This is a genomic window from Agrobacterium burrii (assembly GCF_017313405.1).
In the GTDB taxonomy this organism is placed as follows: domain Bacteria; phylum Pseudomonadota; class Alphaproteobacteria; order Rhizobiales; family Rhizobiaceae; genus Agrobacterium; species Agrobacterium burrii.
On the sequence record NZ_JAFLNA010000002.1, the window covers coordinates 345,310 to 371,118 of the forward strand.

A 25,809-nucleotide genomic window follows, 5' to 3' on the forward strand; every position below is an offset into this window, starting at 1 on the left:
GATCAAAAAGCCGGCTTTCGCTCCGTGCCGCATGCGGCGATGATTGTGATTCAACGCCATTCAGGCAGCAATTTGGCTTGACGCTTCGTAAACATTTGCAGATATCCATGCCAAACGGGCTTTCAAATTTATGAATGAAACGAATTTATCCGTCCCGGCCACACTCGGGGAGCAAGCACGGGCAAAGCTCGGGAGGCGCAACATCGTCTTTGTCGGGCTGATGGGGGCTGGAAAGTCTGCGATAGGTCGCATGGTTGCACAGCAGCTTAAAGTGCAATTCATCGACACGGATGTTGAAATCGAGCGTGTCTCACGCATGACGATATCAGAACTTTTCGCCACCTATGGTGAGGAAGAGTTCCGGGCGCTGGAAACACGGGTCATCAAGCGGCTTTTGCGCGGTGGTCCCAAGGTCATCTCCACCGGCGGCGGCGCCTTCATCAACGATAATACCAGGCGTCACATTTCGCGCGGCAGTATCTCGCTGTGGTTGAAGGCCGATCTCGAGGTTTTGTGGGAAAGGGTCAACAAGCGCGATCATCGTCCGCTTCTCAAGACCGAAAATCCCAAGGCCACGCTGGCGGCGCTGATGGAGAAACGTTACCCGGTCTATGCCGAAGCGGATCTCACCATCGAATCCCGTGATGTCCGCAAGGAAATCATCGTGACCGAAGTGCTGGCCGCCATCGCCGGCATCGAACAGAAAGACCGACCATCATGACGCCTTCCGAAATCCACGCCGATGAACGTCTTGTCCATGTGCCGCTCGGCGAGCGCGCCTATGATATTCTGATCGGACCGGGGCTGATTGGCAGGGCAGGTGGCGAGATTTCGGCACGGCTGAAGGGCCGGCGCGCGGCGATCATCACAGATGAGCATGTTGCGCCGCTTTACCTCGAAGGTCTGATGGACGGCCTGCAGACGGACGGTATCGAGGCGGTTTCGCTGACCCTGCCGGCGGGTGAAAAGACCAAGAGCTTTGAGCATCTGGTCACCGTCTGCGATGCGGTTCTCTCCGCACGCGTGGAGCGCAACGATGCGGTCATCGCACTCGGCGGCGGCGTGATCGGCGATCTGGCGGGTTTTGCCGCAGGCATCGTGCGCCGCGGCGTGCGTTTCGTGCAGATACCGACGTCGCTTCTGGCGCAGGTCGATTCCTCCGTCGGCGGCAAGACCGGCATCAATAGCCGCCACGGCAAGAACCTCATCGGCGTTTTCCACCAGCCAGATCTGGTGCTGGCGGATACGGCGATACTCGATACGTTGAGCCCGCGGGAATTCCGCGCCGGTTACGCCGAAGTGGTGAAATATGGCCTGATCGACAAGCCGGATTTCTTCTTCTGGCTCGAGAAGAACTGGGATGAAATCCGCACCGGCGGCCCCGCCCGCATCCAGGCGATTGCGACCAGCTGCCAGGCGAAAGCCGATGTGGTGGTGGCGGACGAGAAAGAAAACGGCGTGCGCGCCCTTCTGAACCTTGGCCATACATTCGGCCACGCGCTGGAGGCGGCGACCAATTACGACAGCAAGCGGCTGGTGCACGGTGAAGGTGTGGCGATCGGCATGGTGCTGGCGCACCAGTTCTCCGCTCGCATGAACCTTGCAAGCCCTGATGATGCGGCGCGCGTCGAAGCGCATCTGAAGGCGGTCGGTCTACCCACGACGATGAAGGATATCCCCGGCGAATTGCCGCCGGTCGAGACATTGATGACGGCGATTGCGCAGGACAAGAAGGTCAAGGGCGGCAAGCTCACCTTCATCCTCACCCACGGCATCGGCCAGTCCTTCGTGGCCGATGATGTGGCGGCCTCGGAGGTGCAGTCGTTCCTGTCGGAAAAGCATCCGGGGTGACGTGATTTATGGCGAGAACGGCGAGGACACCCCCTCATCGCCTCGCTTCGCTCCGGCACTTCTCCCCGGCCGGGGAGAAGAACAAGCTGCAATGGCAATGCCATACGAGAAGCGTTGGTTCAGCGGCATTGAGGTCAACGTCTTGAGCAAAACGCTGCCGCACGGTTTCTTCTCCCCATCGGGGAGAAGGTGGCCCGGAGGGCCGGATGAGGGGGCTTGCTCTCGGCTTGGATGGCAGCCCTAATCAGAACCGCACCGTCTCCCCCGGTGCCGCTACCTCTATTGCCAGCGCATGCAGCCCCGCGTCGAGTTCCGGCTTCAAAACGGCATTGATCGCCCGGTGGCGCTCGACACGAGACTTGCCGGAGAAGCTTTCCGATACTATCTGAACACGCATATGTGTCTCGCCCGTGCCGGTCATATCCGGCTGGTGGCCGGCATGCATCTGGCTTTCATCAACGACTTTCAGACGCTCTGGTGAAAAGCTCTCACGCAGCTTCGTTTCTATACGTTCTCGCAGGGACATGCGAAGGGCTCCATTCCTGTTGGCTGGTCTTCAAAGGGGGTTACCTAAAAGCCAGCAACATTCCGCTTTGTCAATTCTTGTTGTGCGGCTTTTAGCACTCCATAATCAGGACATCATGAAACTGGATTCGAAATATTTCGACCGCATCCGCACGCGCCGGAAAAGGGAGCGGGAACCTGAGGTTCAGGCTCCCACCTGCCAGTGGGATGGATGCGATAAACCGGGCGTTCACCGCGCACCCGTCGGCCGCAATGCCGAGGGGCAATTCTTCCTGTTCTGTTTTGAGCATGTGAAGGAATACAACAAGGGCTATAATTATTTCTCCGGCCTGTCAGACGGCGAGATCGCCCGTTACCAGAAGGAGGCGATCACCGGCCATCGCCCGACCTGGACGGTCGGCGTCAACAAGACGGCGCGCGACAGCCCCCTTCACTCCACGCTGCGATCCGGCGCGGCCGGCAATGCCCGTATCCGTGATCCTTTCGGCTTCACCGGCGGTTTTGCCGGCGGCGCAAAGGCTGGCGGAGAGCGCCTGCAAAAGGACCGCAAGCTGAAGACGCTGGAGGCGAAAGCTTTCGATACGCTCGGTCTTGCGGCCAATGCGAAGCAGGAAGACATAAAAAGGCGCTATAAGGAGCTTGTCAAAAAGCACCATCCTGATGCTAATGGTGGCGATCGCGGTTCGGAAGAACGTTTTCGGGCTGTTGTTCAAGCATATCAATTGTTAAAGCAGTCAGGTTTCTGCTAAGCCAACTTACGTGTTTACCGCCTGATTGATGATGTGGCCGGGTGGCTGCCGCCCGCCTTGGAGACGTGATGAGCAAAATCGACCTTGATATTTCCAACCTGCCCGACACGACAGTGTCCGTGCGGGAGGTTTTCGGCATTGATACGGATCTGCGGGTTCCCGCCTATTCCCAGGGCGACGCCTATGTGCCTGACCTCGATCCCGACTATCTTTTCGACCGCGATACGACCCTCGCGATCCTAGCCGGTTTTGCTCACAACCGACGTGTCATGGTTTCCGGTTTCCACGGCACGGGTAAATCTACCCATATCGAGCAGGTGGCTGCCCGCCTCAACTGGCCCTGTGTGCGCGTCAACCTCGACAGCCATGTCAGCCGTATCGATCTCGTCGGCAAGGACGCCATCGTCCTGAAGGACGGCAAGCAGGTTACCGAATTCAAGGACGGCATTCTGCCCTGGGCCTACCAGCACAATGTCGCGCTGGTCTTCGACGAATATGATGCCGGCCGCCCGGATGTGATGTTCGTTATCCAGCGCGTACTGGAATCCTCCGGCCGCCTGACCCTGCTCGACCAGAGCCGCGTCATCCGTCCTCACCCGGCCTTCCGTATTTTCGCGACCGCCAACACGGTCGGCCTCGGTGATACGACCGGCCTTTACCACGGCACGCAGCAGATCAACCAGGCGCAGATGGACCGCTGGTCCATCGTTACCACGCTGAACTACCTGCCGCATGAGCAGGAAGTGAACATCGTTGCCGCCAAGGTGAAGAGCTTCGATAATCCGAAGGGCCGCGAAAACGTCTCCAAGATGGTGCGGGTGGCGGATCTCACCCGTTCGGCCTTCGTCAATGGCGACTTGTCCACGGTCATGAGCCCGCGTACCGTCATTACCTGGGCGGAAAATGCGGAAATCTTCGGCGATCTCGCCTTTGCCTTCCGCGTGACCTTCCTCAACAAGTGCGACGAGCTGGAGCGCACGCTGGTGGCCGAGCAATATCAGCGGGCTTTCGGCGTCGAGCTGAAGGAAAGCGCTGCGAACATCGTTCTCAGCGCCTGATATTCCCCGGTTCGTCCGGAGAAATCACCGATGACTTGAAGACGCCGGCGGGCCGCGCATCCTTTGATGGGCGGCTCCCACGTGTCTACAAATGACAGGAAAGACAATGGCAGCGCGCGGCGACAATTCCAGAGCAAAACCGGGTACGGCTGTTGATACGGAGCCGTTGCGTCAGGCGATTGCCGGGTGCGTGCGATCCGTTGCCGGTGATGCTGAGGTCGAGGTCGTCTTCGCCAATGAGCGGCCGGGCCTTGCCGGTGAGCGCATGCGCCTGCCGGAAATTTCCAAGAAACCCACGGCGCAGGAGATCGCCATCACGCGTGGTCTCGGTGATTCCATGGCGCTGCGGCTTGCCTGCCATGATGCGGATACGCATGCGCTGATGTCGCCGCAGGGCGCCGAAGCGCAGCTGGTTTTCGATGCCGTCGAACAGGCGCGGGTGGAATCCATCGGCGCGCTGCGCATGCCGGGCATGGCGTCCAACATTCAGGCGATGAATACGGAAAAATACGCCAAGGCCAATTTCTCCGGCATCAACAATAAGGATGACGCACCGCTCGCGGAGGCGGTCGCGCTTCTGGTGCGTGAGAAACTGACCGGCGAAAAGCCGCCGGCGAGCGCCGGCAAGGTTCTCGATCTCTGGCGCGACTTCATCGAGGACAAGGCGGCAGGCGACCTCAACGATCTTTCCCGCGTCATTACCGACCAGAAGGCGTTTTCGCGGCTGGTGCGCAAGATGCTGACCTCCATGCAGATGGCGGAGGATTTCGGCGACGAGGATAACGACCCGGAAAGCCAGGAGGCGGAATCCAACGAGGATCAGCCGCGCACCAACGAGACCGAGGAAGAGCAGGTCGAGGAAGAGGCCGGCTCCGATGCGACGCCTGCCGATGAAAACGAGGCCTCGCAGGAGGAAATGGAAGAAGGCGAGATGGACGGCGCCGAGATGTCGGACGAGGAAATGTCCGACGACCTCGACGAGGATTCCGAAACGCCCGGTGAGACGCGTCGCCCCAATAGCCCCTTCGACGATTTTAACGAGAAGGTCGACTACCGCATCTTTACCGAGGAATTCGACGAGGAAATCCGCGCCGAAGAACTGTGCGACGATGCCGAGCTGGACCGCCTGCGCGCCTTCCTCGACAAGCAGCTCGCCCATCTGCAGGGTGCCGTCGGGCGTCTGGCGAACCGGCTGCAGCGCCGCCTGATGGCGCAGCAGAACCGCTCCTGGGATTTCGATCTGGAAGAGGGTTATCTCGATCCGGCCCGTCTGGTCAGGCTCATCATCGATCCCATGCAGCCGCTCTCCTTCAAGAAGGAACGTGACACCAAGTTCCGCGACACGGTGGTTTCGCTGGTCATCGACAATTCCGGTTCGATGCGCGGCCGTCCGATCACGGTTGCAGCCACCTGCGCCGATATTCTGGCGCGCACGCTGGAACGGTCGGGCGTGAAGGTCGAAATTCTCGGCTTCACCACCAAGGCGTGGAAGGGCGGACAATCGCGCGAGCAATGGCTCGCCAATGGCAAGCCCGCCTCGCCGGGCCGCCTCAACGATTTGCGCCATATCATCTACAAGTCTGCGGATGCCCCATGGCGGCGCTCACGGCGCAATCTCGGCCTGATGATGCGCGAAGGCCTGCTCAAGGAAAACATCGACGGCGAAGCGCTGATGTGGGCGCATAACCGCCTGATCGGCCGCCCCGAGCAACGCAAGATTATGATGATGATCTCCGACGGTGCGCCGGTGGATGATTCGACCCTGTCAGTTAATCCGGGCAACTATCTGGAACGGCATCTGCGTGCGGTCATCGAACAGATCGAGACGCGCTCGCCGGTAGAACTGCTGGCAATCGGCATCGGCCATGACGTGACCCGTTATTACCGCCGCGCCGTGACCATCGTTGATGCGGATGAGCTTGCCGGCGCGATGACCGAGCAGCTCGCTGCTCTCTTCGAGGATACGAGCAGTGCTTCCGGTTCGTCCCACAGGGTCCGCCGTGCCGGATAAGCGGGGCCGGGTGTCCTTTTCCTGCAGGTCTCTGGCGGTCGCTACGGTTCTTGCGGCGGCTTCTCTGTTTCCCATTCCCATCGGCGCCTCGACCGTCGATGTACCGGTGAGCGTTCGTCTGCTGTCGGGTTTTGAGGTCGGCACCAGCGCAAAACGTTTCGGCAAGCTGGAATTTATCGGCGGCATGGTGATGAGCGCCCCGGAAAAGCTGTTCGGGGCGATATCCTCCATCCGCTTCCGTCCCGATGGTGAGGAATTTATCGCGGTGCTGGATACCGGCCACTGGCTGACGGGCAGGATCACGCGTGGTGCGGCTGGCGCGCTGTCCGGGCTTGCCGATGCCCGCATCACCCCCATGCTGGACATGAGTGGCCGCGAGCCGCCGCGCAAGATGGAAATGGATGCGGAAGGGCTGGCGCTGCGCGACGGCAAGGTGTTCGTCAGCTACGAGCAGCGGCACAGGATCGATATCTATCCGGATCCGGGCTTTGCGACGTCCAAGCCGCTCAGTCGCCTGCCACATCTCATTCCCAATAATGAACTGCGCCACAACGGCGGCATGGAGGCCTTGGCGGTATCGCCAGCCGATTCGCCGCTCGCCGGCGCTCTGGTCGTCGTCGCTGAAAAAAGTATCGATGCGGACGGCAATCTTCTCGCGGCCATCCTGGAAGGCCCGCTGAAGGGCACATTCGCGGTCACCCATCATCCGTCATTCGATGTGACTGATGGCGCTTTCCTGCCGAACGGCGATCTGCTGCTTCTTGAGCGGCGCTTTAATTTCGCCGAAGGTGTCGGCATGCGCATCCGCCGCATCCGTGGAGCCGATATCCGGCCAGGGGCCGTGGTGGATGGTGAAATCCTCATGGAAGCGGGCATGGCCTACCAGATCGACAATATGGAAGGCATGGATGTGGTGAAGGGGCCGGATGGCTCGACGCGCCTCATCATCGTGTCTGATGACAACCACTCGTTTCTCCAGCGCAATCTGATGCTGGAATTCAAGCTGGTGGAGTGAATATCAGGCCTTCTCCTGTGCCGCCTTGTAGGCAGCGAGGAGATCCTCGACCGGAATGCCGTCGATCTTCATGCCTGTCATTCGGCATGCCGTTATCTGCGCGCCGGACAGATTTGTGTTGCTCAGCTTCAGTCCGGTAAAATTGACGTCATCGATCGACCAGCCGGACATGTTGCTATCCGCAAACGACGCACCGGAAAAGTTGATGTCGTTGAAGCGTGTGCCTGCCAGATTGACATTGTTGAAGACCGTTCCCGACAGATTGACGTCATCAAAGCTTGAGCCCGAAAGCGTCGCGCTCGTCGCATCCACAATGTCGATAACATCCTTGATCTGCATGCCGATCCGCCTCCGTGCTGCACCACGGACGGCAGACTGCAACGCGGTCCGCCGGTTTGCAAGCGTGATTTGATCCACGCCTGCACAGCTTCAAATGCGGCTGGCGGATAATGTCAGCCCGATTTGACTGTGCCCGGCATCGGCTTCAGCGTGTTCATCAGCGCGCCGTAAGGCAGAAGCATGACCAGGCCGACAAGGATTTTCACCGAAAGATCGCCCAATGCCCAGGAAATCCAACGCGGCGCTTCAAGGGTAAGCACGCCGAGTATGGGTGCGTTTTCGATGGCGAAGGCATCATTGGGGCCGACAAAGGCGAAACTCGCGGCAAAGGCGATGGAGAAGAACAGTGCCGTATCCAGTACCGAACCCAGCATCGAGCCGGCAAGCGGCGCATGCCACCAGCGCTGGCGGCGCAGGCGGTTGAAGACCGAAATATCGAGCAGCTGGCCGATGAGATAGGCGGTGCCGGAAGCGACAGCGATACGCGGAATGGAAGTCCAGAAGGACAGCGTTACCCCAACGACAAAGCCCGCGAGCACGACGCGCCGCGCGACCGAGGGGCCGAACTGGCGGTTTGTCAGGTCGGTGACGAGGAAGGCGACCGGATAGGTAAAGGCGCCCCAGGTCAACAGATCGCCCAGATTGACGCCGAACAGCGATCCGGAAAGCGGGTATTGCACCAGAATATTGGAAGCGACGACCACCAGTGTCATCAGTAGAACGTAGATCAGCGTATAGCGCAGGGTCAGCATTTTTTTATCCTGGGTGATGCCACCAGTTGGAGCGAATTTAGACAGACAAAAGGCCTGAGCGGCAAAAGCCATTCAAGCCTTCTGAATATCGATGATGTCGAAACCGCTATTAAGCAGCTTCAGCCGTCTTCTTGGCGATCTGGCGGCGCAGGAGACGAGCGCGCATGCTCAGATCATTTTCGCCGGACTTCAGAAGGAAAGCATCGAGGCCGCCACGGTGTTCAACGGAACGCAGAGCAGCTGCGGAAACACGCAGGCGGAAGCGCTGGCCGAGAGCATCGGAGATCAACGTGACCTGGCAGAGGTTCGGAAGGAACCGGCGCTTGGTCCTGTTGTTGGCGTGGCTGACGTTGTTGCCCGTCTGGACGCCCTTGCCGGTCAATTCGCATACACGGGACATGGGTACACCTATTTCGTTCGTCTGTTTCGCCACTGGCTCGCCACCGGCAAAACCGGAGAGGCAATCCAACTGGCCTTGATTGGAAAGTTGCGGTTCTATAGTCAGACGAGACTTAACAGTCAAGCCGCTCGCGATCAAATGAAAGGAAATTCCGGCGTTTTCAACCGTCGTCCGCTTTTTTATTGCCACAAGTCAGCGTATATCATCGCCTGATAAGGCCGCTTCCGCGCCTCTTTTAAGGTGATATCGAAATGATTGCCAGAGGAAAAAGCATTTTCATGGCCGCGACCATGGCGTTTGCGGGCGTTTCCCCCTCGCTCGCCGCCGAAGCACGCCATACAAGCGAATACAGCATCAATCTCGGCATTCTGCCGATTGCGCGGGCAAGTTTTTCGACTCGCATGGACGGACCGAATTATTCGATCTCCGGTTCCTTCAGCGCCGCCGGCCTTGCCAGTATTCTCAAGGATATTTCCGGCAAGACGACGGTTTCCGGCGCCAAGCGCGGCCATAGGCTGCAGGCGAACGAATATTCGCTGGTCTACAAGGACGGCAAGCGGGTACGGACCTATGACGTCGTCTACCGCAACGGCAATGTCACCTCGACGACGGTGAAACCGGAACAGAAGGCCCGGCCGGACAACTGGGTGGGCGTAAAGGACCGTGACCTGCGCTCGGTTCTCGATCCGATTTCCGGCCTCATCATTCCCGCCGGCGGCCGCATCTGCCCGACGCGTCTGCCGATCTATGATGGCGAATCGCGGCTCGATCTCGTTTTGAGCCCCAGCGGCACCAAGCCCTTCAAGACCAACGGCTTCAGTGGCGATGCCATCGTCTGCAAGGCGCGTTACGTGCCGAAGTCAGGCTACCGGCAGGGACGCAAGGATATCGAATATCTGAAATCCATCTCGATGGAGATCTGGTTCGCCAAGTCGAACAATATGGATGTTTATGCGCCGGTCTACGCCATCATTCCAACGCGGGTGGGCCAGGTCTATATTACCGCGACGAAATACGGGGGCTGACCGGGATTGATAGCACGGCGTTGCCGCGCGTTTCTTCTCCCCGCCGGGGAGAAGGTGGCCCGAAGGGTCGGATGAGGGGGAACCCTCTCCGTATACCGTGAAGCTTGCCCCCTCATCCCGCAGCCGCGGACTTCTCCCCCTCGGGGCGAAGAAACAAGTGGCATAGGTTCACTCCACCGGCATTGTTCTGGCGTCTATGGCGCATCACCCGGCGACCAGCCGGGTTCAGCCATAACGAAGCTCGAAAAAGCAAAGCCCGGCGACACGGTGCAGCCGACCAGAGTAAAATCACCGAGGCTTTCCGCCGATTGCCAGCAATTGGCCGGCACGATCACCTGCGGGCGCTCGCCTTCAAGAATGTCAGGGCCGAGCGTGAAGGTCTGCACTTCCCGGCCGTCGTCCGAAAGATGCAGCGCGATCGGCGCGCCGGCGTAATAATGCCAGACCTCCACCGCGTCGGTGACCCGATGCCAGTGCGAACGCACACCCTTTTCCAGCAGATAATAAATCGCCGTCGAGTGGCCACGCTCGCCGCCTGCCCTGTCGCGAAAAATCTGGTGGTAAAAACCGCCTTCGGGATGCGGTTCCAGCCCCAATTCGCGAATGATCGCTTCCGCAGACAGATCGGCGCCCATCAGAAATTGTCCTTGCGCGTGCGAATTTCCGCAAAGACGTCGGCATCGGCGGCCCCTTCAAGGCCAAGATGTCTGCGAATGCCGGCGTCCGTCACCCGCATATAGGGATTGGTCTGCTTTTCGAGCCCGATGGTGGTGGGAATGGTGAACTCATTGGCCTTCCGCGCCGTCTCGACACGCGCCGCGCGTTCGCTCAGCACTGCATTGTCGGGATCAACGGTCAGCGCAAAACGGGCATTCGAAAGCGTATATTCGTGGCCGAAATAGACGCGCGTCTCATCCGGCAGGGCCATCAGTTTCTGGAAGGAGTGCCACATATCCGCCGCGGGGCGCTCGAACAGGCGGCCGCAGCCCATGGCGAACAGCGTATCGGCGGCAAATAGCAAACCATCATCCGGCAAATAATAACAGATGTGGCCCGCCGTGTGGCCGGGTGTGGCGATGACCTGAACACGGCGTCCGGCGAATTCGAACTCGTCGCCATCGGCCTGCGAGCGATCAAGGCCTGGTATCGCAATCGCCTCATCGTAGGGCCCGTGCACTTCGCAGCGGAATTTGTCCTTCAGCGCCAGATTGGCTTCCACGTGATCCTGGTGGTGGTGGGTTGTGAAGATATGGGTGAGTTTCCAGCCGTGGCCATCGAGAGCATGCAGGATCGGCCCTTCCTCCGGCGCATCGATGGCAGCGGTTGCCCCACTTTCAGGATCATGCAGAAGAACCCCGAAATTGTCGCTGCGGCAAAGAAAGACATCTATTTCCAAAGGTTTCATCATATCCTCTCCATTTGCCGGCCAAAACCGGCGCATTCGCCCGCCTGACTTTCCCAACTGACTTCCAATGTAGGGGCAGACGCCTTGAAGTCCAACCGCCTGATGCTACATTCTCGCCCATGAATACCGATATCGTCGATCTGCGCGAATTCTATCATTCTCCGCTTGGCCGCTCCGCCGAGCAGGCGATTACCATGGCGCTTTCGACGCTATGGCCGCCCTTGCCGGAGGAACGGCTGGTCGGCCTCGGTTATGCCGTGCCGTTTCTGGAGCGGTTCCGCCACGATACGGAGCGCACTTTCGCCTTCATGCCGGCGGGGCAGGGGGCGGTGAACTGGCCGGCTGGCGAACTTTCCTCCACCGCGCTGGTGTTTGACGAGGAATTGCCGCTGCCCGATTCGTCGATAGACCGGGTCCTGATGGTGCATGCGCTGGAATTTGCCGAAAATCCACGCGAGAGTTTGAAGGAACTGTGGCGGGTGCTGGCGCCGGGTGGCCGTCTGGTCATCGTGGTGCCGAACCGGCGCGGGGTCTGGGCGCGCATGGAGCACACGCCTTTCGGTTCCGGGCGGCCCTACTCACGCGGACAACTGACGGCGCTTCTGCGGGAAACCAATTTCACGCCGGGGGCTTCGGCCGAAGCACTGTTCTTTCCGCCCACTACCAGCCGGCCCGTGCTGAAATTCCGCCGTTACCTCGAACTCACCGGCCGCAGGCTCTGGCCGCTGTTTTCCGGCGTCATCGTGGTTGAAGCCCAGAAGCGTCTCTATCAGGGATTGCCAGTCACCCAGCGCGCCTCGCGCCGGGTTTTTGTGCCGGTTCTCGCGCCGCAGGGGGTACCCACCACCCGCACTGCTGCAAAACCGGGAAAGCCGCGCTGACCCTCGACAAAGCGGCCATTCCATTCTAGGCCTTTGGCATTGCTTTTTGCCGGGTTCTCCGACGTCTTTTCAAAGGTCGATAAAAATGAGCGCAGAGCTTAACCAACCCGTTCCGCGTCCGGGTATTCTCGACATTGTCGCTTATGTTCCCGGTAAGGAACATGTGGATGATGTTGCGAAAATTTATAAGCTTTCCGCCAACGAAACGCCGTTCGGTCCGAGCCCAAGGGCGATAGAGGCTTTCGGCACAGCTGCCAGCCATCTGGAAATCTATCCGGATGGCCAGGCCGCCGCGCTGCGCTCCGCAATCGCGGAGGTCCATGGTCTCAACCTCGCCAATATTATCTGCGGTAACGGTTCCGGCGAGTTGCTGGAACTGCTTTGCAGGGCCTATCTTGGCGCGGGCGACGAGGCGATCGTGACCGAGCACGCCTTTCTTCTCTACAAAATCCAGATCATCGCAGCGGGAGCGACACCGGTCACGGTGAAGGAAAAGGATTGCATCATCGATGTAGACGCCATTTTATCAGCGGTGACGCAGAAGACGAAGATGGTGTTCGTCGCCAATCCCGGCAACCCCACTGGCACGTATCTTCCGGTTGCGGAAACCCGCCGCCTGCAGGCGAGCCTGCCGGAGCGTGTTCTTCTGGTGATCGATGCTGCCTATGCCGAATATGTACGCCGCAACGACTACGAAACCGGCCTCGAGTTGGTATCCGGCAACCGCAACGTGGTGATGACACGCACGCTTTCCAAAGCCTATGGTCTTGCGGCACTGCGCATCGGCTGGATGTACGGCCCTGCGGGTGTCGTTGATGCACTGAACCGCGTTCGCGGCCCGTTCAACATGAGCGCGCCGGCCATTGCGGCGGGAGCAGCGGCTATCCGCGATCAGGCTTTTGTGGAAACGACCATCGAGCACAATCTGCTCTGGCGCGATAAGCTGACCCATGCGTTCACTGCGCTCGGCCTTACCGTCACGCCGTCCGTCGCCAATTTCCTGCTAATCCATTTCCCTGATCGCGAGGGCCGGCGCGCAGGGGATGCGGATGCGTTTTTAAGCCGCCGCGGTTATATTCTGCGCGCGGTGCGCAGTTACGCTTTCCCCAATGCGCTCAGAATGACCGTCGGCTCGGAGGAGGCCAATCTCGGCGTCATCGCGGCCCTCACCGAGTTCATGGGGCAAGCCTGATGCACAGACCACGTTCGAGCGTATCGCACTGACTCGTGCCGCCGCAACACAGGGAAAGCCGCGCTGACACTCGACAAAACTGCCATTCCGGTCTAATGCCTCCGGCATTGCTTTTGCCGGGTTCTCCGGCGTTTTTCCAAAGGTCGATCAAATGAGTGCAGAGCTTAACCAACCTGTTCCGCGTCCAGGTATTCTGGATATCGCCGCTTATGTTCCGGGTAAGGAACATGTGGACGGCGTTGCGAAGGTTTATAAGCTCTCCTCCAACGAAACACCGCTCGGTCCGAGCCCGAAGGCGATCGAAGCTTTCGGTGCGGCCGCCAGCCATCTGGAAATCTATCCCGACGGTCAGGCGATAGCGTTGCGTCAGGCGATTGCCGACGTGCACGGCCTCAACATCGCGAACATCATGTGCGGCAATGGCTCGGATGAGCTTCTGGGCCTGCTTTGCCATGTCTATCTGGGTGCGGGGGATGAGGCGATCATCACCGAGCACGGTTTCCTCGTCTACAAGATCCAGATCATGGGTGCGGGCGCGACGCCGGTGACGGTGAAGGAAAAGGATTGCGCGGTGGATGTGGACGCCGTGCTTGCCGCCGTCACGCCGAGGACGAAGATGGTTTTCATCGCCAATCCCGGTAATCCCACCGGCACCTATGTGCCGGTTGCGGAAATCCGCCGCCTGCAGGCCGGTCTGCCGAAACATGTCGTGCTGGTGCTGGATGCGGCTTACGCCGAATATGTGCGCAGGAATGATTACGAAGCGGGGCTTGAGCTGGTATCCGGCAACCGCAACGTGGTGATGACCCGCACCTTCTCCAAGGTCTATGGTCTGGCCGCGCTGCGCGTCGGCTGGATGTATGGTCCGGCCGCCGTCATCGATGCGTTGAACCGCGTTCGCGGCCCGTTCAACATGAGCGCGCCGGCCATCGCTGCCGGTGCCGCTGCAATCCGCGATCAGGGCTTTGTCGAACAGGCCGTGGCGCATAATGCGCTGTGGATGGACAAGCTCACGACCGCCTTCACCGGTCTCGGCCTCGAAATCACGCCGTCTGTTGCCAATTTCGTCCTGATCCATTTCCCCGATCAGGATGGCAGGCGGGCAACGGATGCGGATGAGTTCCTGAGCCGACGCGGTTACATCCTGCGTGCAGTGCGTGGTTACGGTTTCCCGAATGCGCTGCGAATGACCGTCGGCTCGGAAGAAGCCAATCTCGGCGTTATCGCCGCACTTACCGAGTTCATGGGGCAGGCGTGATGGGCGAGATCATGTTTGAACGCATCGCGCTGATCGGCATCGGCCTGATCGGCTCGTCGATTGCCCGCGATGTCAGGGAACTGGGGCTTGCCCGCAATGTGACGATTTCCACCCGCAGCGAAGACACGCTGAAACGGGCGGAGGAACTGGCGCTTGGCACGGACTATTCCGTCTCGGCGGCGGAAGCGGTGAAGGATGCCGATCTCGTCATTGTTTCGGTGCCGGTCGGCGCGTCGGAGAGCGTGGCGCAGCAGATTGCGCCGCATCTGAAACCGGGCGCCATCGTCACCGATGTCGGCTCCACCAAGGCCTCGGTTATCGCCCAGATGGCGCCGCATATGCCTGAAAATGTGCATTTCATTCCCGGCCATCCGCTGGCAGGCACGGAAAAATCCGGCCCGGATGCCGGTTTCGCTGGTCTGTTCCGTGAGCGCTGGTGCATCTTCACGCCGCTGCCGGGCACGGACGACGAGGTGCTGGAAAAGCTGAAGGATTTCTGGCGGGCGCTAGGCTCGCGAGTCGATGAAATGGATGCCGAACATCACGACAAGGTTCTGGCGATCGTCTCGCATCTGCCGCATATCATCGCTTACAATATCGTCGGCACGGCGGACGATCTGGAGACGGTGACCGAATCGGAAGTCATCAAATATTCCGCCTCCGGCTTCCGCGACTTTACCCGTCTCGCCGCCTCCGATCCGACCATGTGGCGTGACGTCTGCCTGCACAACAAGGATGCCATTCTCGAAATGCTGGCGCGGTTTTCCGAGGACCTTGCGTCGCTGCAAAGAGCGATCCGCTGGGGCGAGGGCGACAAGTTGTTTGAGTTGTTCTCCCGCACACGCTCCATCCGCCGCTCCATCATTGAGGCTGGTCAGGACGTTGATACGCCCGACTTCGGGCGTCATGCGCTGGACCAGAAGAAATAGGTGGCTGGCATGATATCGATATCGGCAGCGATGGATGGCGATATCGATTGGCTCCTGCGTGAAGACAAATGGATTGATGAGGCTTGGTTGCGGCGGTGCGTTGGACACCGCGAATATCTCGTCGCAAAAAAAGATTTGGTTTTAGTCGGCTTTCTGCGCTTCTCAATGTTCTGGGGAAAGATTCCCTATATGGACATGATCCGCGTCATTCCTGAATTTCGCCGGCATGGAGTCGGCGCAGCGCTTACGGGTTTTTGGGAAACTCAAATGCGTGAGCAAGGGGCATCTCTGGTGATGACCTCGAGCCAGCAGGATGAAGAGGAACCACAGAGGTGGCATCGTCGCAATGGATATCAAGAAGCGGGCATCCTGAACTTTGCGGAGATTCAGGATGCCGCTGAGGTATTTTTCACAAAACCTCTCTGTTAAATCGGCGGTATCTTGCCCAGCGGGATGAAGCCGCTGACGGTGGCGCGGCCGCGGTCCACCACGAGATCGACCGATGCCCTGTCTCCGCCGCCGGCGAGCGCGCCGAGCAGTTTGCGGGCCGTATCGATGGTGGATTGCAGCTGTGGAAACGCCTGCTTGGCATTGTCCGACCATGCGCCGAGCTTTTCGATCTCCAGCTTGAACTGACCGGATAGATAGCCTTCATTGTCGAAGGAGAAAGGGCCGCTGATGCGCATGGTGCGGCCGTCGCCAATATCGGCCAACAGCCGGCGAAGCTCGCCGCTTGTGCCATAAAGGCCTGACGTGTCGCTGCCGTCCACCATGCCCGCCTTACCCGCGAGCGTCACATCGATGATGGCATCGAGGCGGGGAAGAACCTGCGGCCAATCCTTGATGACGGTTGCCGAGTCGGTCAGCGTGATTGCGCCATCAAGATCGGCGCCGTTCTGGCGCAGGTGCATTTCCGTCTTGACGGCATCGAAATCAATCGTCTGGCCGGTGACGGAGGAAACCGCCTGCGCCTTGAGACCGTCGATCACCAGTGAGGTGCGGTCGATGCCCTTCAGCTTGGTGACGATGCTCGACTGCATGTTCTGCCAGGAGGCTGAAACGGTCAGGCCATGGGCGGAGCGGATTTCCGCCGGCGAATCGAGTTCCCAGACAATATGGCCGGGATTATAGACCTGTGCCGCCGAGCGAAGTTCGCCGAAAGACGCTGAAACGCCGTTGCCGCTGTCGTCCACGGTCACTTTGGAGCAGAAAAGGCCGATGCGGAAGGGATAACCGCGGAAGGCGATATCGCCGCATTCGCCGCTGACATTCCTCGCCTGCGAGGGTGAAATGACGTTCAGTACCGTCTGTTTCAGCCTGTCGGCGGCATAAAACCATCCGGCCGTATAAAGTCCGATGACCACAAGGATGGCGATGGCAAGCCAGAGGAATTTTTTGGCGGTGCCGGATTGGCTTGACGCTGCCATATTGATCTCCGATGAACAGACTTCAGGGAATTTAGATTTGGCTTGGGATATGGACGATTTTTGGGTCTTTGGCTACGGTTCGTTGATGTGGAACCCCGGCTTTGCCTTCGCGGAAAGGCAGCAGGCGCGGTTGCACGGTTATCGTCGCTCGCTCTGCATCAGTTCCAATTTTTACAGAGGCACCACGGAAAAGCCCGGTCTCGTGCTGGGTCTGGAGCGTGGCGGCTCCTGCCTTGGTGTCGCCTTCCGGGTCGAGGCGAAGGACCACGAGCCGGTGATGGCTTACCTGCGTGAGCGCGAGCTGGTAACGAATGTCTACAAGGAGCGTGTCGTCGCCATCGCTCTTTCCGATGGACGGCGCGGCAATGCCGTGACTTATGTGGCCGATCCCGCGCATGAGCAATATATCGGCGGGCTGGGGGTCGCAGAGGCGGCCACGATCATTGCCGCCGCATCGGGCCGCTCGGGTCCCAACACCGATTACGTCTTCAATACCGTGCAGCATCTGCAGGATATGGGCATTCGTGACTCTCTGCTGGAAAGCATCGCCGCCAATGTCGGCACACTTGCGGTTTAGTCGGCGGAGGTCGTTTCCGTGCCCTGAAGTTCGGCGATGCGCTTGATGGCGGTTGGCGGCAGCGGCAGGTGCGGATTGTTGCGCGCGGTTTCCAGCAGCAACTCGTCGCTCGCTTTTTCCGTCACCTCGATCAATCGCTTGAAAAACACGTCGGGGTCCAGCCCCGGCTCGATGGCCGGCAGGATACGCACCTTGAAATGGCCGGGATAACGCATGGTCGAACGGCGTGGCCAGAAGAGGCCGGGATGCATGGCGACGGGAATGACTGGCACCTGCAGGTCACGGTAGAGCCGGGCGATACCGTAACGGTACTCGGGTTCGGCGCCGGGCGGACGGCGTGTGCCTTCGGGGTAGATGATGAGTTCGCGGCCTGCCGCCATTTCCTCTTTCGCCCGCTCCATCACCTTCAGCATGACCTTGCCACGTGCGGCGCGGTTGACCGGGATCATCCGCTGTTTCATCACATACCAGCCGAACAGCGGAATCCACATCAATTCCCGTTTCAGAATGTAGACGGGGTCCGGCAGATTGGGCAGCAGTGCATAGGTATCCCAGAAGGATTGATGCTTGGGCGCGAAAATGCAGCCGGTTTCCGGGATGTTCTCCAGCCCTTCGATCTCGAAGGTGGTGCCGACGATGTTTTTCATCAGCCAATGGTTGGACCGCGCCCAGTTCTTGGGAATTTCGAAGGCGATTTTGCGCGGCAGGATGAAATAGATCGGCGTCAGCACGATCATGCGGACAATCAGGTTGAGATAAAACAGCGTATTGAAAAGAAAAGAGCGCAGCTTGAGCATCAACAACCTTCCCGGGGCGCAGCCGTTCCGAAGCTCTGATGGCCTCGATGCCGGATGCCGATGCCAGACGCCTACACGAAAACAAGGTCCCGCAGCAAGCGCGTTTCTTGCCGTTCATGGAGAAGCGGTCGCCACCTTCGGCATGGAATGATCGGCGGCGGCCTTGCGCAGGCCATCGCCCTTGCCGAAGCCGGTCAGGTCGCGTCCAGCTGCCGCCACGAACTTTAAATATTCGTAGAGCATGGTTCTGACCACATCCGGCTCCACGAACCAGTTCGTGCGGGCGAGATCGGCGCTGATGACGGGATAGGCGATAAATCGCGTCTGCGGGCTGGCGCTGCGCAATTCATGCAGGCTGCGGTGCATATGATAATTATTGGTGACGACGACGATCGAGGAGTAGTTGTGATCGCGTATCCAGCTTGCCGCTTCGTTGGCATTGCCGATCGTGTCCATGGCCTTGTAACCCATATCCACGCAGCAGGAAAACATGTCGGATGAGCCTTGCGTCATCTTGCGGATCTGCGTGCGGGTGGTGGCGGGGTTGACGCCGGAAATCAGCAAACGTTTGCCCACGCCATCACGTAGCAGGCCGACCGCCTGTTCGATTCGCTGATAGCCGCCGGTCAGAACGATGATGGCATCGCCCTTCGTGCCTTCCGGCGGGCGCATGGAGGCGACGGAATCGGCGAACCACAGGAAGCCACCTAAAAAAATACCGAAAAGAATGACGCAAATCAGGATGATACCGCGAATAAAACGGCGCAACGGACCCCGCCGCGACAACAGGCCCTTTCTGGCCGGTCGCGTCGCCGTCTGATCCTGGTCTGTTCGACTCACAAACATTCCTCCTGAATACTCGCCGATTAAGGCAAGGAACAGGCATTTTTGTCTACCGTCCGCAGGTTACATCCGGCTTGTGACCGTTTCAGTTTGCAACGGGATTTGGGGCGTAAGGTCACGATGTGAGGCCGTCACTTTTCGACGGATCGGAGCGGACGCGGTCGATATCGTCGATGGTTCGGATGACGGTCACGCGCGCCGTGATGGTGGTGAGAAGCGCGATGACGATCATCGTTGTGGCGATGCCGATATAGCCGCCGAGACCAACTGAAAAGGAGCCGAAAAGCGCGCTTGCCTGATCGCTCTGCGGCGTGGCGACCGTGCTCGATTGCCAGAAACCGGCAGCAAGGAAAACCGCTGCGGCTAGAGCGCCGCCCGCCGCTGCCCCTTTAAGGCTGATCTTCAGGAAGTGTTTCTGGAATTCCCGCGCCACAAAGCTGCTTTCCGCCCCCACGAAATGCAGCACCTCGACGATATGCCGATTGCCGGAAAGCGCCCCGCGCGTCGCAAACACCACCGTCAACACCATGGCGGTGAAAACGAGGATCAGAACGCCGAGGCCGATCATGACCGTGGTTCTGGCCATGGAGACCAGCCTGTCCACCCATGTGCGGTGGTCGTCCAGAAATGCCTGCGGCAGCTCGGCCTTCAGCATGTCCCGCATCGCCTGAAAATCGGGCGGGTTATTTTCGTCGATGGTGATGACGACGAGGCGCGGTATGGGCAGCTCGGAAAGATCGAGACCGCTGCCGAGCCATGGTTCGAGCAGGCGCGCAGTGGCTGCATCGTCGAGGATCGTGCCATCCCGCGTGCCGACGAAGGTGAGCGCCAGATTGCGCGCCTTGGTAAGTGCCGCATTCATGTCCAGCCCGTCCTCGGGCTTGATCTGGATGGTGATCTCGCGGGAAATCTGGCTCTGCCAGGTGGCGGCTGTGGCGCGCACCATGGAGACGGCGCCAAGTGTCAGGCAGGCGAGAAAGGCCATGATGGCGATCACCACCATCAGCGCGTTGCCCTGAATGTTCGACGGCGGCAGGATGGGTGCCATGGGGCGGATGCGCATGGGCGGGCGCTTCGGCTGGGCCGCTTCTGGCGTCAATTGTTTGCGGGTGATCTCATTCATAGATGTCGAGCCGCCCTTCGGTCAGGATCATCCGGCGCGCGTCGATCTGGTCCATCAGCGCGAAATCATGGGTTGCGATGACGACAGCCGTACCCAGCCGGTTGAGTTCAAGGAAGAGGTTGAGAAGGCGTTTGGCCATGGGCGGATCGACGTTACCGGTCGGCTCGTCGGCCAGCAGAATTTCCGGCTGGTCCATCAGGGCGCGGGCAATGGCGGCGCGCTGCTTTTCGCCACCGGACAGGATGGCCGGCAGCACGTTGATGCGCTCGCCAAGCCCAACCCATTTCAGAAGCTCGATCACGTCGTTGCGGTATGCGCTTTCTTCCTTGCCGCGCACGCGCAGCGGCAGGGCGACATTCTCATAGGTCGTCAGATGATCGAGCAGGCGAAAATCCTGAAAGACGATGCCGACACGGCGGCGCAGCATCGGCAACTCGCTGCGTGGAATACGCGACACATCGCGGTTGAACATGCGGATATGGCCGCGGGTGGGCTGCAGCGACATCAACAGCATGCGCAGCAGCGAGGTCTTGCCCGCACCCGAAGGGCCGGTCAGAAACTGGAACGACCCCTTGGGAATGTCGAAGGTCATGTCTCTCAGGATCTCGGGTCCCATGCCGTAACGCAACCCGACATTTTCGAAATGGATCAAAGGACTTCCAGTCTCTTCGTTTTGTGGTGGTTCGCGAACCGCTGGCGCGTAAGGCCCGGATGTCACGGTTTAACCCGGTTCCGGTGGCCTGCGCGAGGCGTTTTTGCGAAGCATTAACCAATTAAATTTAAAACTTGGCAGGATTCGTTGCAATGCCCAGTTTTGCGGGCCGGAAAACCTCACCCAAGGAATTCTATGGCTATGTTCCGTTCATCTCGCCGGCAAGCGGCATTCGATTTCGACCTCTTGATGCCGGAAACCCCGGCGCGCCGGACGACGCGGACGGCAAATCCGGGCCACGACGTGGTAGACGCGGAATTTGTCACCATCAAGGAAAACCGTGCGCGTCAGCCCGGAAACGACAATCGCGGTGCGCCACGCCGGCAGATGGCAAAACCACCCGTCACCATCGGTACGGTTGGCCTCGCCTTCATCGGCTGGGTGGATCGCAGATTGTCGCGCCTGTCGGCGGATGCCTATTCGGCGCTGGTTGCGGGTCTCGCCATTTTTGTTTTCGTCTGCTCGGGTGGCCTGTCGGTGGTCGTGCCGGAAAAGCAGGCCGTTGCCACGGCAAACCCGCTTGCCATTTCCCATGTGACCGTTACACCGCAGGAGGCGGGCGGCATGGATATCCTGCTTATCAGCGGCATTGTGGAAAATAACGGCACTGCCCTCGAAGAGGTGCCGGCACTTCGCGCCGATCTCTTCGTTGCCAAGGGGCAACTGGTGGCCAGCATGGTCATCGAGCCGCCGGTGAGGGAGATGCAGCCCGGTTTCAGCCACGGATTTTCTGCAAAATTGCGCCATCCCGGTGGAAAAACGCCAGAGATCAAGCTTTCCTTCGTCGAGGCGGGTGCGTCCGGACGTTGACTGTGCTAACGCGTGATCTTCGTATTTTTACTGAAAGGTAAAATCGGCAAGGCGCAGCACAGGAGAAAGAATGCCCGTCGTCCGTGGAAAGAACATCGAGCCGCTTTACACCGCCGAGCAGATTGCCGAGCGCAATCGGGATATGGCCAAGCACATTGCCGGCGGCCCGACCAAGGATTTGCTGGTCATCGCCGTGCTCAAGGGATCGTTTATTTTCGCGGCCGATCTTATCCGCGCGCTGCATGATAGTGGTCTTGCTCCCGAAGTCGAATTCATCACGCTGTCGAGCTATGGCGCCGGCACGGTCTCGCAAGGGGTGCGGATCGTCAAGGATATCGACAGCGACGTGAAGGACCGCGATGTGCTTCTGATCGACGATATTCTCGAATCCGGCCGCACACTGCGTTTCGCCAAGGAACTGCTTTTCGAGCGTGGCGCGCGCAACGTCACCATTGCTGTGCTGCTCGACAAGAAAGTCAAGCGCAAGGAAGATCTGGAGGCCGATTATGTCGGCTTTGAATGTCCTGACTATTTCGTCGTGGGTTACGGCATGGATGTCGCTTATGCCTTCCGCGAATTGCCCTTCGTCGGCGTCGTGACCGGCGACGCCTGAGCTTTTCGTCGTGCCGGAACGGCACAGGACGGAGACGCCTCATTAACCATTCACCCAGCGAAGGTCTGGGTGTTTACCTCTTGAAAAGAGGAGCCTGCGATGTTGCTCATGGCTGGAAATGATGCCCAGGAGCAATGATTAATGGCGAAAATTCTGATTACCGAAGACGAGGATGCATTGCGGGCTTTTGTCGCCCGCGCGCTGCGTCTCGACGGTCACGAGACCCATGAGGCGGCTGACGGCGAGCAGGGGCTGGAGAAGCTTCAGGAGACCAGTTTCGATCTTCTTCTTTCGGATATCCGCATGCCGGTCATGGATGGCATCGAGCTGGCGCACCGCGCCGCCGAACGCTTCCCGGCCATGCGCATCCTGCTGATGACCGGTTATGCCGAACAGCGCGAACGCGCTGATGATCTGGCGACGAAGATTGTGGACGTGGTTTCCAAGCCCTTTGCGCTGCCGGATATTCGCAAGGCTGTTGCGCGGGCGCTGGCTGCCTGAACGACAGGATTGCAGAGATTTGGAAAAGGGCGGTCGTGGAACCGCCCTTTTTTGTTGCGGAGTTGTCAACTCTCTCCTCCGTCATGCTCGGGCCTGTCCCGGGCATCTGCGACGTATCGATTTTACGAAGAGTTGGCAGATCCTCGGCACAAGGCCGAGGATGACGTCGAATGTTTAGCTGGCTTGTGGCCCGCCTCATGACATTGCTGAGGGGTCCAGGTAAAAAAGCGATGCGGCTAAAATGACGGGTCGGGTCGCCGCCAACCCTCATCGAATATCCAGCAACCGTTCCAGATAACGCCGCTCGATTTCACCGGGCGGGTTGTTACCGAGCTTTTCACGGATCGCTTCGAGAATTTCGCGGGCGCGCTGCACGTCGATTTCATCAGGCACTTTCACCTGATCGCCGAAATCCGGGCCGGTGGTACTGCGGGGGCGTCCAAGCGGGTCGCGGCCGTTCTGTCCGCCCTGGCCCGCCATGCCTTCCTGCCCCTGTCCGGGCTGTTGGCCCTGCTGGCGCATGGCCTGCATGATCTGGCCCATCATGTCCTGCGCGCCCTGGCGCAGCGCGTTCAGCGCATTGCCCTGACCTTCGACCGCCTGTTCGCCCTGGCTCTTGCCCAGCGCCTCGCCGGCGCCCTGCATTTCCTGCTGCGCCTTGCCGAAGTTTTCGCCCGGTTCCATGCCAAGATCGCGAAGGCCCTGCTGCAATTCGCCGAGCTGCTTGCCGAGCGCATCCTGCTGCGCCCGCAGATTTTTCAGCGCCTCGCGTAACTGTTCAGCGGTCATCTGGTCGCTCGGCTGTTGTCCGCCCTGCTGACCATTTTGACCCTGTTCGCCTTGCTGGCCCTGCTGCGGCTGCTGGTCGTTTTCGCCCATCTGCTGCTCGTCTTCGCCTTCGCCACCCTGCTGCGGGTCGCCGCGCTGCATGCGATCTCGAAGAGCCTGATCGAGCTTGAAGGTCTCGTCCATCAGCTTCTGCTGCTGTTGGAGAATTTCGCCGAGCTTGTCGATCTGCTGACGCATCTTGCTGCTCTGCTGCTGTCCCTGCTGGCCCTGACGTTGTGGGCGGCCAGCCTGCAGATTATTCATCATGCGCTGCAGCTGCGAGAGCATTTCCTGCGCGGCATCGCGATTGCCGGAACGGGCAAGGTTCTCGATCTGGTTCATCATGTTTTCCAGATCGCGCTGGCGCAATACGTTCTGCGCCTGTTGATTCATGTTGGCTTGCGGCGCGTTCTGCATGCGCTGCGCAAGCTCGCTCATGAACTGCTGCATCGCCTCGCGCAGCTCCTGCATCAGCTTGGCCACTTCCTCGTCGGAGGCATTACGCTGTAGCGCTTCGGACAGTGCGGTCTGCGCCTCGCGCATGCGCTTTTCCGCCTGCGAAAGATCGCCATCCTCGATGCCGAGCGCGATCTCCCAGAGGTAATCGGCCGTGTCCTTCAGCATTTCCTCATTATAGGCAAGCCGCATGCGGGTCTGCGCCGATTGCAGCAGCAGATAGTGCGTGGTGTTGGGAATGGTCTCTTCCGGGCGCAGGCCCACCGCCTCATTATAGGCGATCGCCTTCGGCATCTGACGTGTATCGAGCGAGAAAATCTGCCGCTGTTCGGCAATGGAAGCCGCCAACGGTTCGGAGAAATTGCGGCCCGGCAGCACCATTTCATGCGCGGGGCTGCGGCCGGTCTGTCCGGCACCGTCGGTCGCCACCAGCGTGATGCGTACGCGTTTGCCGGCCATCGGATGTTCGGTCAGGTTGCGGCTGGTCAGGCTCTTGATCTCGCGATTATTCTGCCGCGGCAGATCGAGCTTGAATTCCGGCGGTGGGTAAAGTGCTGTGGCACCTTCCGCCACGCCAAGCGGCTCGATGATGGCATGGGCTTCCTTGATGCCATAGTCATCCTTGGCGGTGAAACCCACTTCCAGCGCACCGTTGACGGCGCGGCGCGGCATATTATCGAAGGCGATGCTGGGTGACTGGTCGGGAATGACGTTGAACACCCATTGTTCGCCATTGGCACTGATCATGCCGCTTTCGGTGACATCCATGGCGAAAGTGCGCGGCGCAATGGGTTGATCCGCAGAGCGGGCTGGCGTCTGGACAGCGACGTCGCCGCTTGCGCTGTCGGCGCGCGCAGCGTCTGGCGCAAGCTTTTGTAGCGCGCCGGCCATTTCGGGTTCGAAAGTCACTTCCTCACCGCCATCACCGCCGGTCATACGGATCGTCAGCCTGGAGGATTGCGGTACGGAAACCGCATCGCGGTTGGTCGCGTCCCGTCCGGTCAGGAAAATCGGCGCGCGGCCGGTATAGGCGGGCGGCGTGACCCAGGCATCGAGACGGATATCGGGATTAAGTGGACCGACGGCTGGCCGGCTGCGGAAGGCATCGGCAACCGTGCCCGCACCATTGGAATAGGAAAAACCGAAGGCGGTGACCAGAAGCAGTGCCGGAATGGCACGCAGCGCCAGGCGGTCATAGCGGGCGATATCGGGCTTCGGCAGCCCGGCATTGAGCGCGGCGATACGCTCCGCCATGCGGATCTGATGTTCTTTCCACAATGTGCGGGAAAAGGGGGTATCGAAGGCCGGCTCGTCTTCCTGCACGCCAACCGGCTGGTGCGCCATGCCGTTGCGTTCTTCCAGCAGACGGGAGGCGTCATTGTCGGTCGGCCATTTCAGCCGCAGGATCGGCAGGATCGTGGTGATGAAAGCGAAGACCAGAACAAAAACGATGCCGAGGCGCAGAAAATCCGGCATGTGCCGGTAAAGGCCGAACCAGGCGAGCGCCAGAAACACGGCGGCGATGGACAGCGGCCACAACATTTTCGGGGCCATTTTTTCGGAAAACAGCACGATTTTCGCGAAGAAGCGCTTGGCCGCAACCCGGCGGGCAAGGTCTGGCCGTTGCGCGAATGCGCCGGTCGGGCGCTTTCTGCCTGTGCTGTCCTTACCGGCTGTGGTCATCAATCCGTTCTCCCGGTTCTGGCCACGTCAAACGCCATTCCCGGAACGG

Annotated in this window: 28 protein-coding genes; 16 read left to right on the forward strand and 12 right to left on the reverse strand. The window is 59.8% G+C overall.

The genetic code is table 11. The features are described 5' to 3' along the window. Nucleotides 1–130: 130 nt before the first annotated feature. Both JZX89_RS05105 and aroB read left to right on the forward strand, forming a co-directional pair. Entirely contained in the window at nucleotides 131–721 is a 591-nt protein-coding gene (locus tag JZX89_RS05105) for a shikimate kinase (RefSeq protein ID WP_207133288.1), read from the forward strand. After that, nucleotides 718–1,851, forward strand: coding sequence for a 3-dehydroquinate synthase (gene aroB, locus JZX89_RS05110; RefSeq protein WP_207133289.1), 1,134 nt, complete (start codon nucleotides 718–720; stop codon nucleotides 1,849–1,851). Before JZX89_RS05105 ends, aroB begins: the two co-directional genes overlap by 4 nt. Before the next feature lie 244 nt (nucleotides 1,852–2,095). Here the strand turns inward: aroB and JZX89_RS05115 are convergent, their stop codons facing one another. Further along, nucleotides 2,096–2,377, reverse strand: a complete 282-nt coding sequence (locus JZX89_RS05115; protein ID WP_207133290.1) for a BolA family protein — start codon at nucleotides 2,375–2,377, stop codon at nucleotides 2,096–2,098. A 115-nt stretch (nucleotides 2,378–2,492) separates the two neighbouring features. Here JZX89_RS05115 and JZX89_RS05120 point away from each other — a divergent pair, with 115 nt between their 5' ends. The 4 genes from JZX89_RS05120 (at nucleotide 2,493) to JZX89_RS05135 (ending at nucleotide 7,209) form a co-directional block, all read left to right on the forward strand. Beyond that, nucleotides 2,493–3,125: a J domain-containing protein gene (locus tag JZX89_RS05120; protein WP_149899456.1), complete on the forward strand. Its 633-nt coding sequence runs from the start codon at nucleotides 2,493–2,495 to the stop codon at nucleotides 3,123–3,125. 68 nt (nucleotides 3,126–3,193) lie between these two features. Continuing rightward, nucleotides 3,194–4,183, forward strand: a complete 990-nt coding sequence (gene cobS / locus JZX89_RS05125; protein WP_149899455.1) for a cobaltochelatase subunit CobS — start codon at nucleotides 3,194–3,196, stop codon at nucleotides 4,181–4,183. Between the two features lie 106 nt (nucleotides 4,184–4,289). After that, nucleotides 4,290–6,194, forward strand: a complete 1,905-nt coding sequence (cobT, locus tag JZX89_RS05130; RefSeq protein ID WP_207133291.1) for a cobaltochelatase subunit CobT — start codon at nucleotides 4,290–4,292, stop codon at nucleotides 6,192–6,194. Continuing rightward, nucleotides 6,184–7,209 carry an esterase-like activity of phytase family protein gene (locus JZX89_RS05135; protein WP_207133292.1) on the forward strand — a complete coding sequence of 342 codons (1,026 nt, stop codon included), beginning with the start codon at nucleotides 6,184–6,186 and terminating at the stop codon, nucleotides 7,207–7,209. Before cobT ends, JZX89_RS05135 begins: the two co-directional genes overlap by 11 nt. A gap of 3 nt (nucleotides 7,210–7,212) precedes the next feature. Here the strand turns inward: JZX89_RS05135 and JZX89_RS05140 are convergent, their stop codons facing one another. From JZX89_RS05140 to rpmB, 3 genes are all read right to left on the reverse strand, one after another. Beyond that, entirely contained in the window at nucleotides 7,213–7,548 is a 336-nt protein-coding gene (locus JZX89_RS05140; RefSeq protein ID WP_207133293.1) for a pentapeptide repeat-containing protein, read from the reverse strand. A 113-nt stretch (nucleotides 7,549–7,661) separates the two neighbouring features. Beyond that, on the reverse strand, nucleotides 7,662–8,300 hold the full coding sequence (locus JZX89_RS05145) for a queuosine precursor transporter (RefSeq protein WP_149899451.1): 639 nt from the start codon (nucleotides 8,298–8,300) through the stop codon (nucleotides 7,662–7,664). A gap of 109 nt (nucleotides 8,301–8,409) precedes the next feature. Then, entirely contained in the window at nucleotides 8,410–8,700 is a 291-nt protein-coding gene (gene rpmB / locus JZX89_RS05150; protein ID WP_149899450.1) for a 50S ribosomal protein L28, read from the reverse strand. A 251-nt stretch (nucleotides 8,701–8,951) separates the two neighbouring features. Between rpmB and JZX89_RS05155 the strand changes: the two genes are divergently transcribed. Further along, nucleotides 8,952–9,725, forward strand: coding sequence for a DUF3108 domain-containing protein (locus JZX89_RS05155; RefSeq protein WP_207133294.1), 774 nt, complete (start codon nucleotides 8,952–8,954; stop codon nucleotides 9,723–9,725). Between the two features lie 194 nt (nucleotides 9,726–9,919). Here the strand turns inward: JZX89_RS05155 and JZX89_RS05160 are convergent, their stop codons facing one another. After that, nucleotides 9,920–10,360, reverse strand: coding sequence for a cupin domain-containing protein (locus tag JZX89_RS05160; RefSeq protein ID WP_207133295.1), 441 nt, complete (start codon nucleotides 10,358–10,360; stop codon nucleotides 9,920–9,922). Then, nucleotides 10,360–11,130: a hydroxyacylglutathione hydrolase gene (gene gloB, locus JZX89_RS05165; RefSeq protein ID WP_207133546.1), complete on the reverse strand. Its 771-nt coding sequence runs from the start codon at nucleotides 11,128–11,130 to the stop codon at nucleotides 10,360–10,362. Before gloB ends, JZX89_RS05160 begins: the two co-directional genes overlap by 1 nt. A 119-nt stretch (nucleotides 11,131–11,249) precedes the next feature. Between gloB and JZX89_RS05170 the strand changes: the two genes are divergently transcribed. The 5 genes from JZX89_RS05170 to JZX89_RS05190 all read left to right on the forward strand — a co-directional run bounded on the left by JZX89_RS05170 (nucleotide 11,250) and on the right by JZX89_RS05190 (nucleotide 15,819). After that, nucleotides 11,250–12,011: a class I SAM-dependent methyltransferase gene (locus tag JZX89_RS05170; protein ID WP_153514469.1), complete on the forward strand. Its 762-nt coding sequence runs from the start codon at nucleotides 11,250–11,252 to the stop codon at nucleotides 12,009–12,011. Nucleotides 12,012–12,096: 85 nt separating this feature from the next. Further along, nucleotides 12,097–13,203 carry a histidinol-phosphate transaminase gene (hisC, locus tag JZX89_RS05175; RefSeq protein ID WP_207133296.1) on the forward strand — a complete coding sequence of 369 codons (1,107 nt, stop codon included), beginning with the start codon at nucleotides 12,097–12,099 and terminating at the stop codon, nucleotides 13,201–13,203. 151 nt (nucleotides 13,204–13,354) lie between these two features. Next, complete coding sequence (gene hisC, locus JZX89_RS05180; protein WP_207133297.1) at nucleotides 13,355–14,461, forward strand: histidinol-phosphate transaminase; 1,107 nt, start codon at nucleotides 13,355–13,357, stop codon at nucleotides 14,459–14,461. Further along, nucleotides 14,461–15,390 carry a prephenate/arogenate dehydrogenase family protein gene (locus JZX89_RS05185; protein WP_207133298.1) on the forward strand — a complete coding sequence of 310 codons (930 nt, stop codon included), beginning with the start codon at nucleotides 14,461–14,463 and terminating at the stop codon, nucleotides 15,388–15,390. The genes hisC (JZX89_RS05180) and JZX89_RS05185 overlap by 1 nt, the downstream gene beginning before the upstream one ends. Before the next feature lie 9 nt (nucleotides 15,391–15,399). After that, nucleotides 15,400–15,819, forward strand: a complete 420-nt coding sequence (locus tag JZX89_RS05190; RefSeq protein WP_149899731.1) for a GNAT family N-acetyltransferase — start codon at nucleotides 15,400–15,402, stop codon at nucleotides 15,817–15,819. Here JZX89_RS05190 and JZX89_RS05195 read toward each other — a convergent pair. Then, a complete protein-coding gene (locus JZX89_RS05195) occupies nucleotides 15,816–16,817 on the reverse strand; it encodes a DUF2125 domain-containing protein (protein ID WP_149899444.1) in 1,002 nt (333 codons plus the stop codon). The genes JZX89_RS05190 and JZX89_RS05195 overlap by 4 nt on opposite strands. A 49-nt stretch (nucleotides 16,818–16,866) precedes the next feature. Between JZX89_RS05195 and JZX89_RS05200 the strand changes: the two genes are divergently transcribed. After that, nucleotides 16,867–17,394: a gamma-glutamylcyclotransferase gene (locus tag JZX89_RS05200; protein WP_207133299.1), complete on the forward strand. Its 528-nt coding sequence runs from the start codon at nucleotides 16,867–16,869 to the stop codon at nucleotides 17,392–17,394. On the opposite strand, the gene JZX89_RS05205 is transcribed toward JZX89_RS05200, so the two are convergent. The 4 genes from JZX89_RS05205 to ftsE all read right to left on the reverse strand — a co-directional run bounded on the left by JZX89_RS05205 (nucleotide 17,391) and on the right by ftsE (nucleotide 20,809). Next, complete coding sequence (locus JZX89_RS05205) at nucleotides 17,391–18,191, reverse strand: lysophospholipid acyltransferase family protein (protein ID WP_174373814.1); 801 nt, start codon at nucleotides 18,189–18,191, stop codon at nucleotides 17,391–17,393. The genes JZX89_RS05200 and JZX89_RS05205 overlap by 4 nt on opposite strands. 114 nt (nucleotides 18,192–18,305) lie before the next feature. Beyond that, nucleotides 18,306–19,037, reverse strand: coding sequence for a YdcF family protein (locus tag JZX89_RS05210; RefSeq protein WP_153514474.1), 732 nt, complete (start codon nucleotides 19,035–19,037; stop codon nucleotides 18,306–18,308). A gap of 112 nt (nucleotides 19,038–19,149) precedes the next feature. Then, nucleotides 19,150–20,157: a cell division protein FtsX gene (locus tag JZX89_RS05215; RefSeq protein WP_174373812.1), complete on the reverse strand. Its 1,008-nt coding sequence runs from the start codon at nucleotides 20,155–20,157 to the stop codon at nucleotides 19,150–19,152. Beyond that, nucleotides 20,150–20,809 carry a cell division ATP-binding protein FtsE gene (gene ftsE, locus JZX89_RS05220; protein ID WP_006310381.1) on the reverse strand — a complete coding sequence of 220 codons (660 nt, stop codon included), beginning with the start codon at nucleotides 20,807–20,809 and terminating at the stop codon, nucleotides 20,150–20,152. Before ftsE ends, JZX89_RS05215 begins: the two co-directional genes overlap by 8 nt. Nucleotides 20,810–21,010: 201 nt before the next feature. Between ftsE and JZX89_RS05225 the strand changes: the two genes are divergently transcribed. The 3 genes from JZX89_RS05225 to JZX89_RS05235 all read left to right on the forward strand — a co-directional run bounded on the left by JZX89_RS05225 (nucleotide 21,011) and on the right by JZX89_RS05235 (nucleotide 22,793). After that, the gene (locus tag JZX89_RS05225) at nucleotides 21,011–21,679 is read left to right on the forward strand and encodes a DUF3426 domain-containing protein (protein WP_149899439.1); all 669 of its coding nucleotides are present in this window, start codon (nucleotides 21,011–21,013) and stop codon (nucleotides 21,677–21,679) included. A 70-nt stretch (nucleotides 21,680–21,749) separates the two neighbouring features. Then, nucleotides 21,750–22,292: a hypoxanthine phosphoribosyltransferase gene (hpt, locus tag JZX89_RS05230; RefSeq protein WP_080813768.1), complete on the forward strand. Its 543-nt coding sequence runs from the start codon at nucleotides 21,750–21,752 to the stop codon at nucleotides 22,290–22,292. 141 nt (nucleotides 22,293–22,433) lie between these two features. Then, complete coding sequence (locus JZX89_RS05235; RefSeq protein ID WP_046799828.1) at nucleotides 22,434–22,793, forward strand: response regulator; 360 nt, start codon at nucleotides 22,434–22,436, stop codon at nucleotides 22,791–22,793. Between the two features lie 267 nt (nucleotides 22,794–23,060). On the opposite strand, the gene JZX89_RS05240 is transcribed toward JZX89_RS05235, so the two are convergent. After that, a complete protein-coding gene (locus JZX89_RS05240) occupies nucleotides 23,061–25,760 on the reverse strand; it encodes a TIGR02302 family protein (RefSeq protein ID WP_207133300.1) in 2,700 nt (899 codons plus the stop codon). Nucleotides 25,761–25,809 lie beyond the last annotated feature (49 nt).

Excerpts from the sequence above, each read along its gene's own strand:
- JZX89_RS05215 (WP_174373812.1), bottom strand. The coding sequence starts at position 20,157 with ATGAATGAGATCACCCGCAAACAATTGACGCCAGAAGCGGCCCAGCCG.
- hpt (WP_080813768.1), top strand. The coding sequence starts at position 21,750 with ATGCCCGTCGTCCGTGGAAAGAACATCGAGCCGCTTTACACCGCCGAG.
- JZX89_RS05190 (WP_149899731.1), top strand. The coding sequence starts at position 15,400 with ATGATATCGATATCGGCAGCGATGGATGGCGATATCGATTGGCTCCTG.
- JZX89_RS05205 (WP_174373814.1), bottom strand. The coding sequence starts at position 18,191 with ATGCTCAAGCTGCGCTCTTTTCTTTTCAATACGCTGTTTTATCTCAAC.
- JZX89_RS05200 (WP_207133299.1), top strand. The coding sequence starts at position 16,867 with ATGGACGATTTTTGGGTCTTTGGCTACGGTTCGTTGATGTGGAACCCC.
- aroB (WP_207133289.1), top strand. The coding sequence starts at position 718 with ATGACGCCTTCCGAAATCCACGCCGATGAACGTCTTGTCCATGTGCCG.
- JZX89_RS05235 (WP_046799828.1), top strand. The coding sequence starts at position 22,434 with ATGGCGAAAATTCTGATTACCGAAGACGAGGATGCATTGCGGGCTTTT.
- JZX89_RS05120 (WP_149899456.1), top strand. The coding sequence starts at position 2,493 with ATGAAACTGGATTCGAAATATTTCGACCGCATCCGCACGCGCCGGAAA.
- JZX89_RS05160 (WP_207133295.1), bottom strand. The coding sequence starts at position 10,360 with ATGGGCGCCGATCTGTCTGCGGAAGCGATCATTCGCGAATTGGGGCTG.
- JZX89_RS05155 (WP_207133294.1), top strand. The coding sequence starts at position 8,952 with ATGATTGCCAGAGGAAAAAGCATTTTCATGGCCGCGACCATGGCGTTT.
- rpmB (WP_149899450.1), bottom strand. The coding sequence starts at position 8,700 with ATGTCCCGTGTATGCGAATTGACCGGCAAGGGCGTCCAGACGGGCAAC.
- JZX89_RS05145 (WP_149899451.1), bottom strand. The coding sequence starts at position 8,300 with ATGCTGACCCTGCGCTATACGCTGATCTACGTTCTACTGATGACACTG.
- cobT (WP_207133291.1), top strand. The coding sequence starts at position 4,290 with ATGGCAGCGCGCGGCGACAATTCCAGAGCAAAACCGGGTACGGCTGTT.
- JZX89_RS05170 (WP_153514469.1), top strand. The coding sequence starts at position 11,250 with ATGAATACCGATATCGTCGATCTGCGCGAATTCTATCATTCTCCGCTT.
- JZX89_RS05185 (WP_207133298.1), top strand. The coding sequence starts at position 14,461 with ATGGGCGAGATCATGTTTGAACGCATCGCGCTGATCGGCATCGGCCTG.
- JZX89_RS05225 (WP_149899439.1), top strand. The coding sequence starts at position 21,011 with ATGTTCCGTTCATCTCGCCGGCAAGCGGCATTCGATTTCGACCTCTTG.
- JZX89_RS05115 (WP_207133290.1), bottom strand. The coding sequence starts at position 2,377 with ATGTCCCTGCGAGAACGTATAGAAACGAAGCTGCGTGAGAGCTTTTCA.
- gloB (WP_207133546.1), bottom strand. The coding sequence starts at position 11,130 with ATGAAACCTTTGGAAATAGATGTCTTTCTTTGCCGCAGCGACAATTTC.
- JZX89_RS05105 (WP_207133288.1), top strand. The coding sequence starts at position 131 with ATGAATGAAACGAATTTATCCGTCCCGGCCACACTCGGGGAGCAAGCA.
- hisC (WP_207133296.1), top strand. The coding sequence starts at position 12,097 with ATGAGCGCAGAGCTTAACCAACCCGTTCCGCGTCCGGGTATTCTCGAC.
- JZX89_RS05210 (WP_153514474.1), bottom strand. The coding sequence starts at position 19,037 with ATGTTTGTGAGTCGAACAGACCAGGATCAGACGGCGACGCGACCGGCC.
- cobS (WP_149899455.1), top strand. The coding sequence starts at position 3,194 with ATGAGCAAAATCGACCTTGATATTTCCAACCTGCCCGACACGACAGTG.
- JZX89_RS05195 (WP_149899444.1), bottom strand. The coding sequence starts at position 16,817 with ATGGCAGCGTCAAGCCAATCCGGCACCGCCAAAAAATTCCTCTGGCTT.
- hisC (WP_207133297.1), top strand. The coding sequence starts at position 13,355 with ATGAGTGCAGAGCTTAACCAACCTGTTCCGCGTCCAGGTATTCTGGAT.
- JZX89_RS05140 (WP_207133293.1), bottom strand. The coding sequence starts at position 7,548 with ATGCAGATCAAGGATGTTATCGACATTGTGGATGCGACGAGCGCGACG.
- JZX89_RS05240 (WP_207133300.1), bottom strand. The coding sequence starts at position 25,760 with ATGACCACAGCCGGTAAGGACAGCACAGGCAGAAAGCGCCCGACCGGC.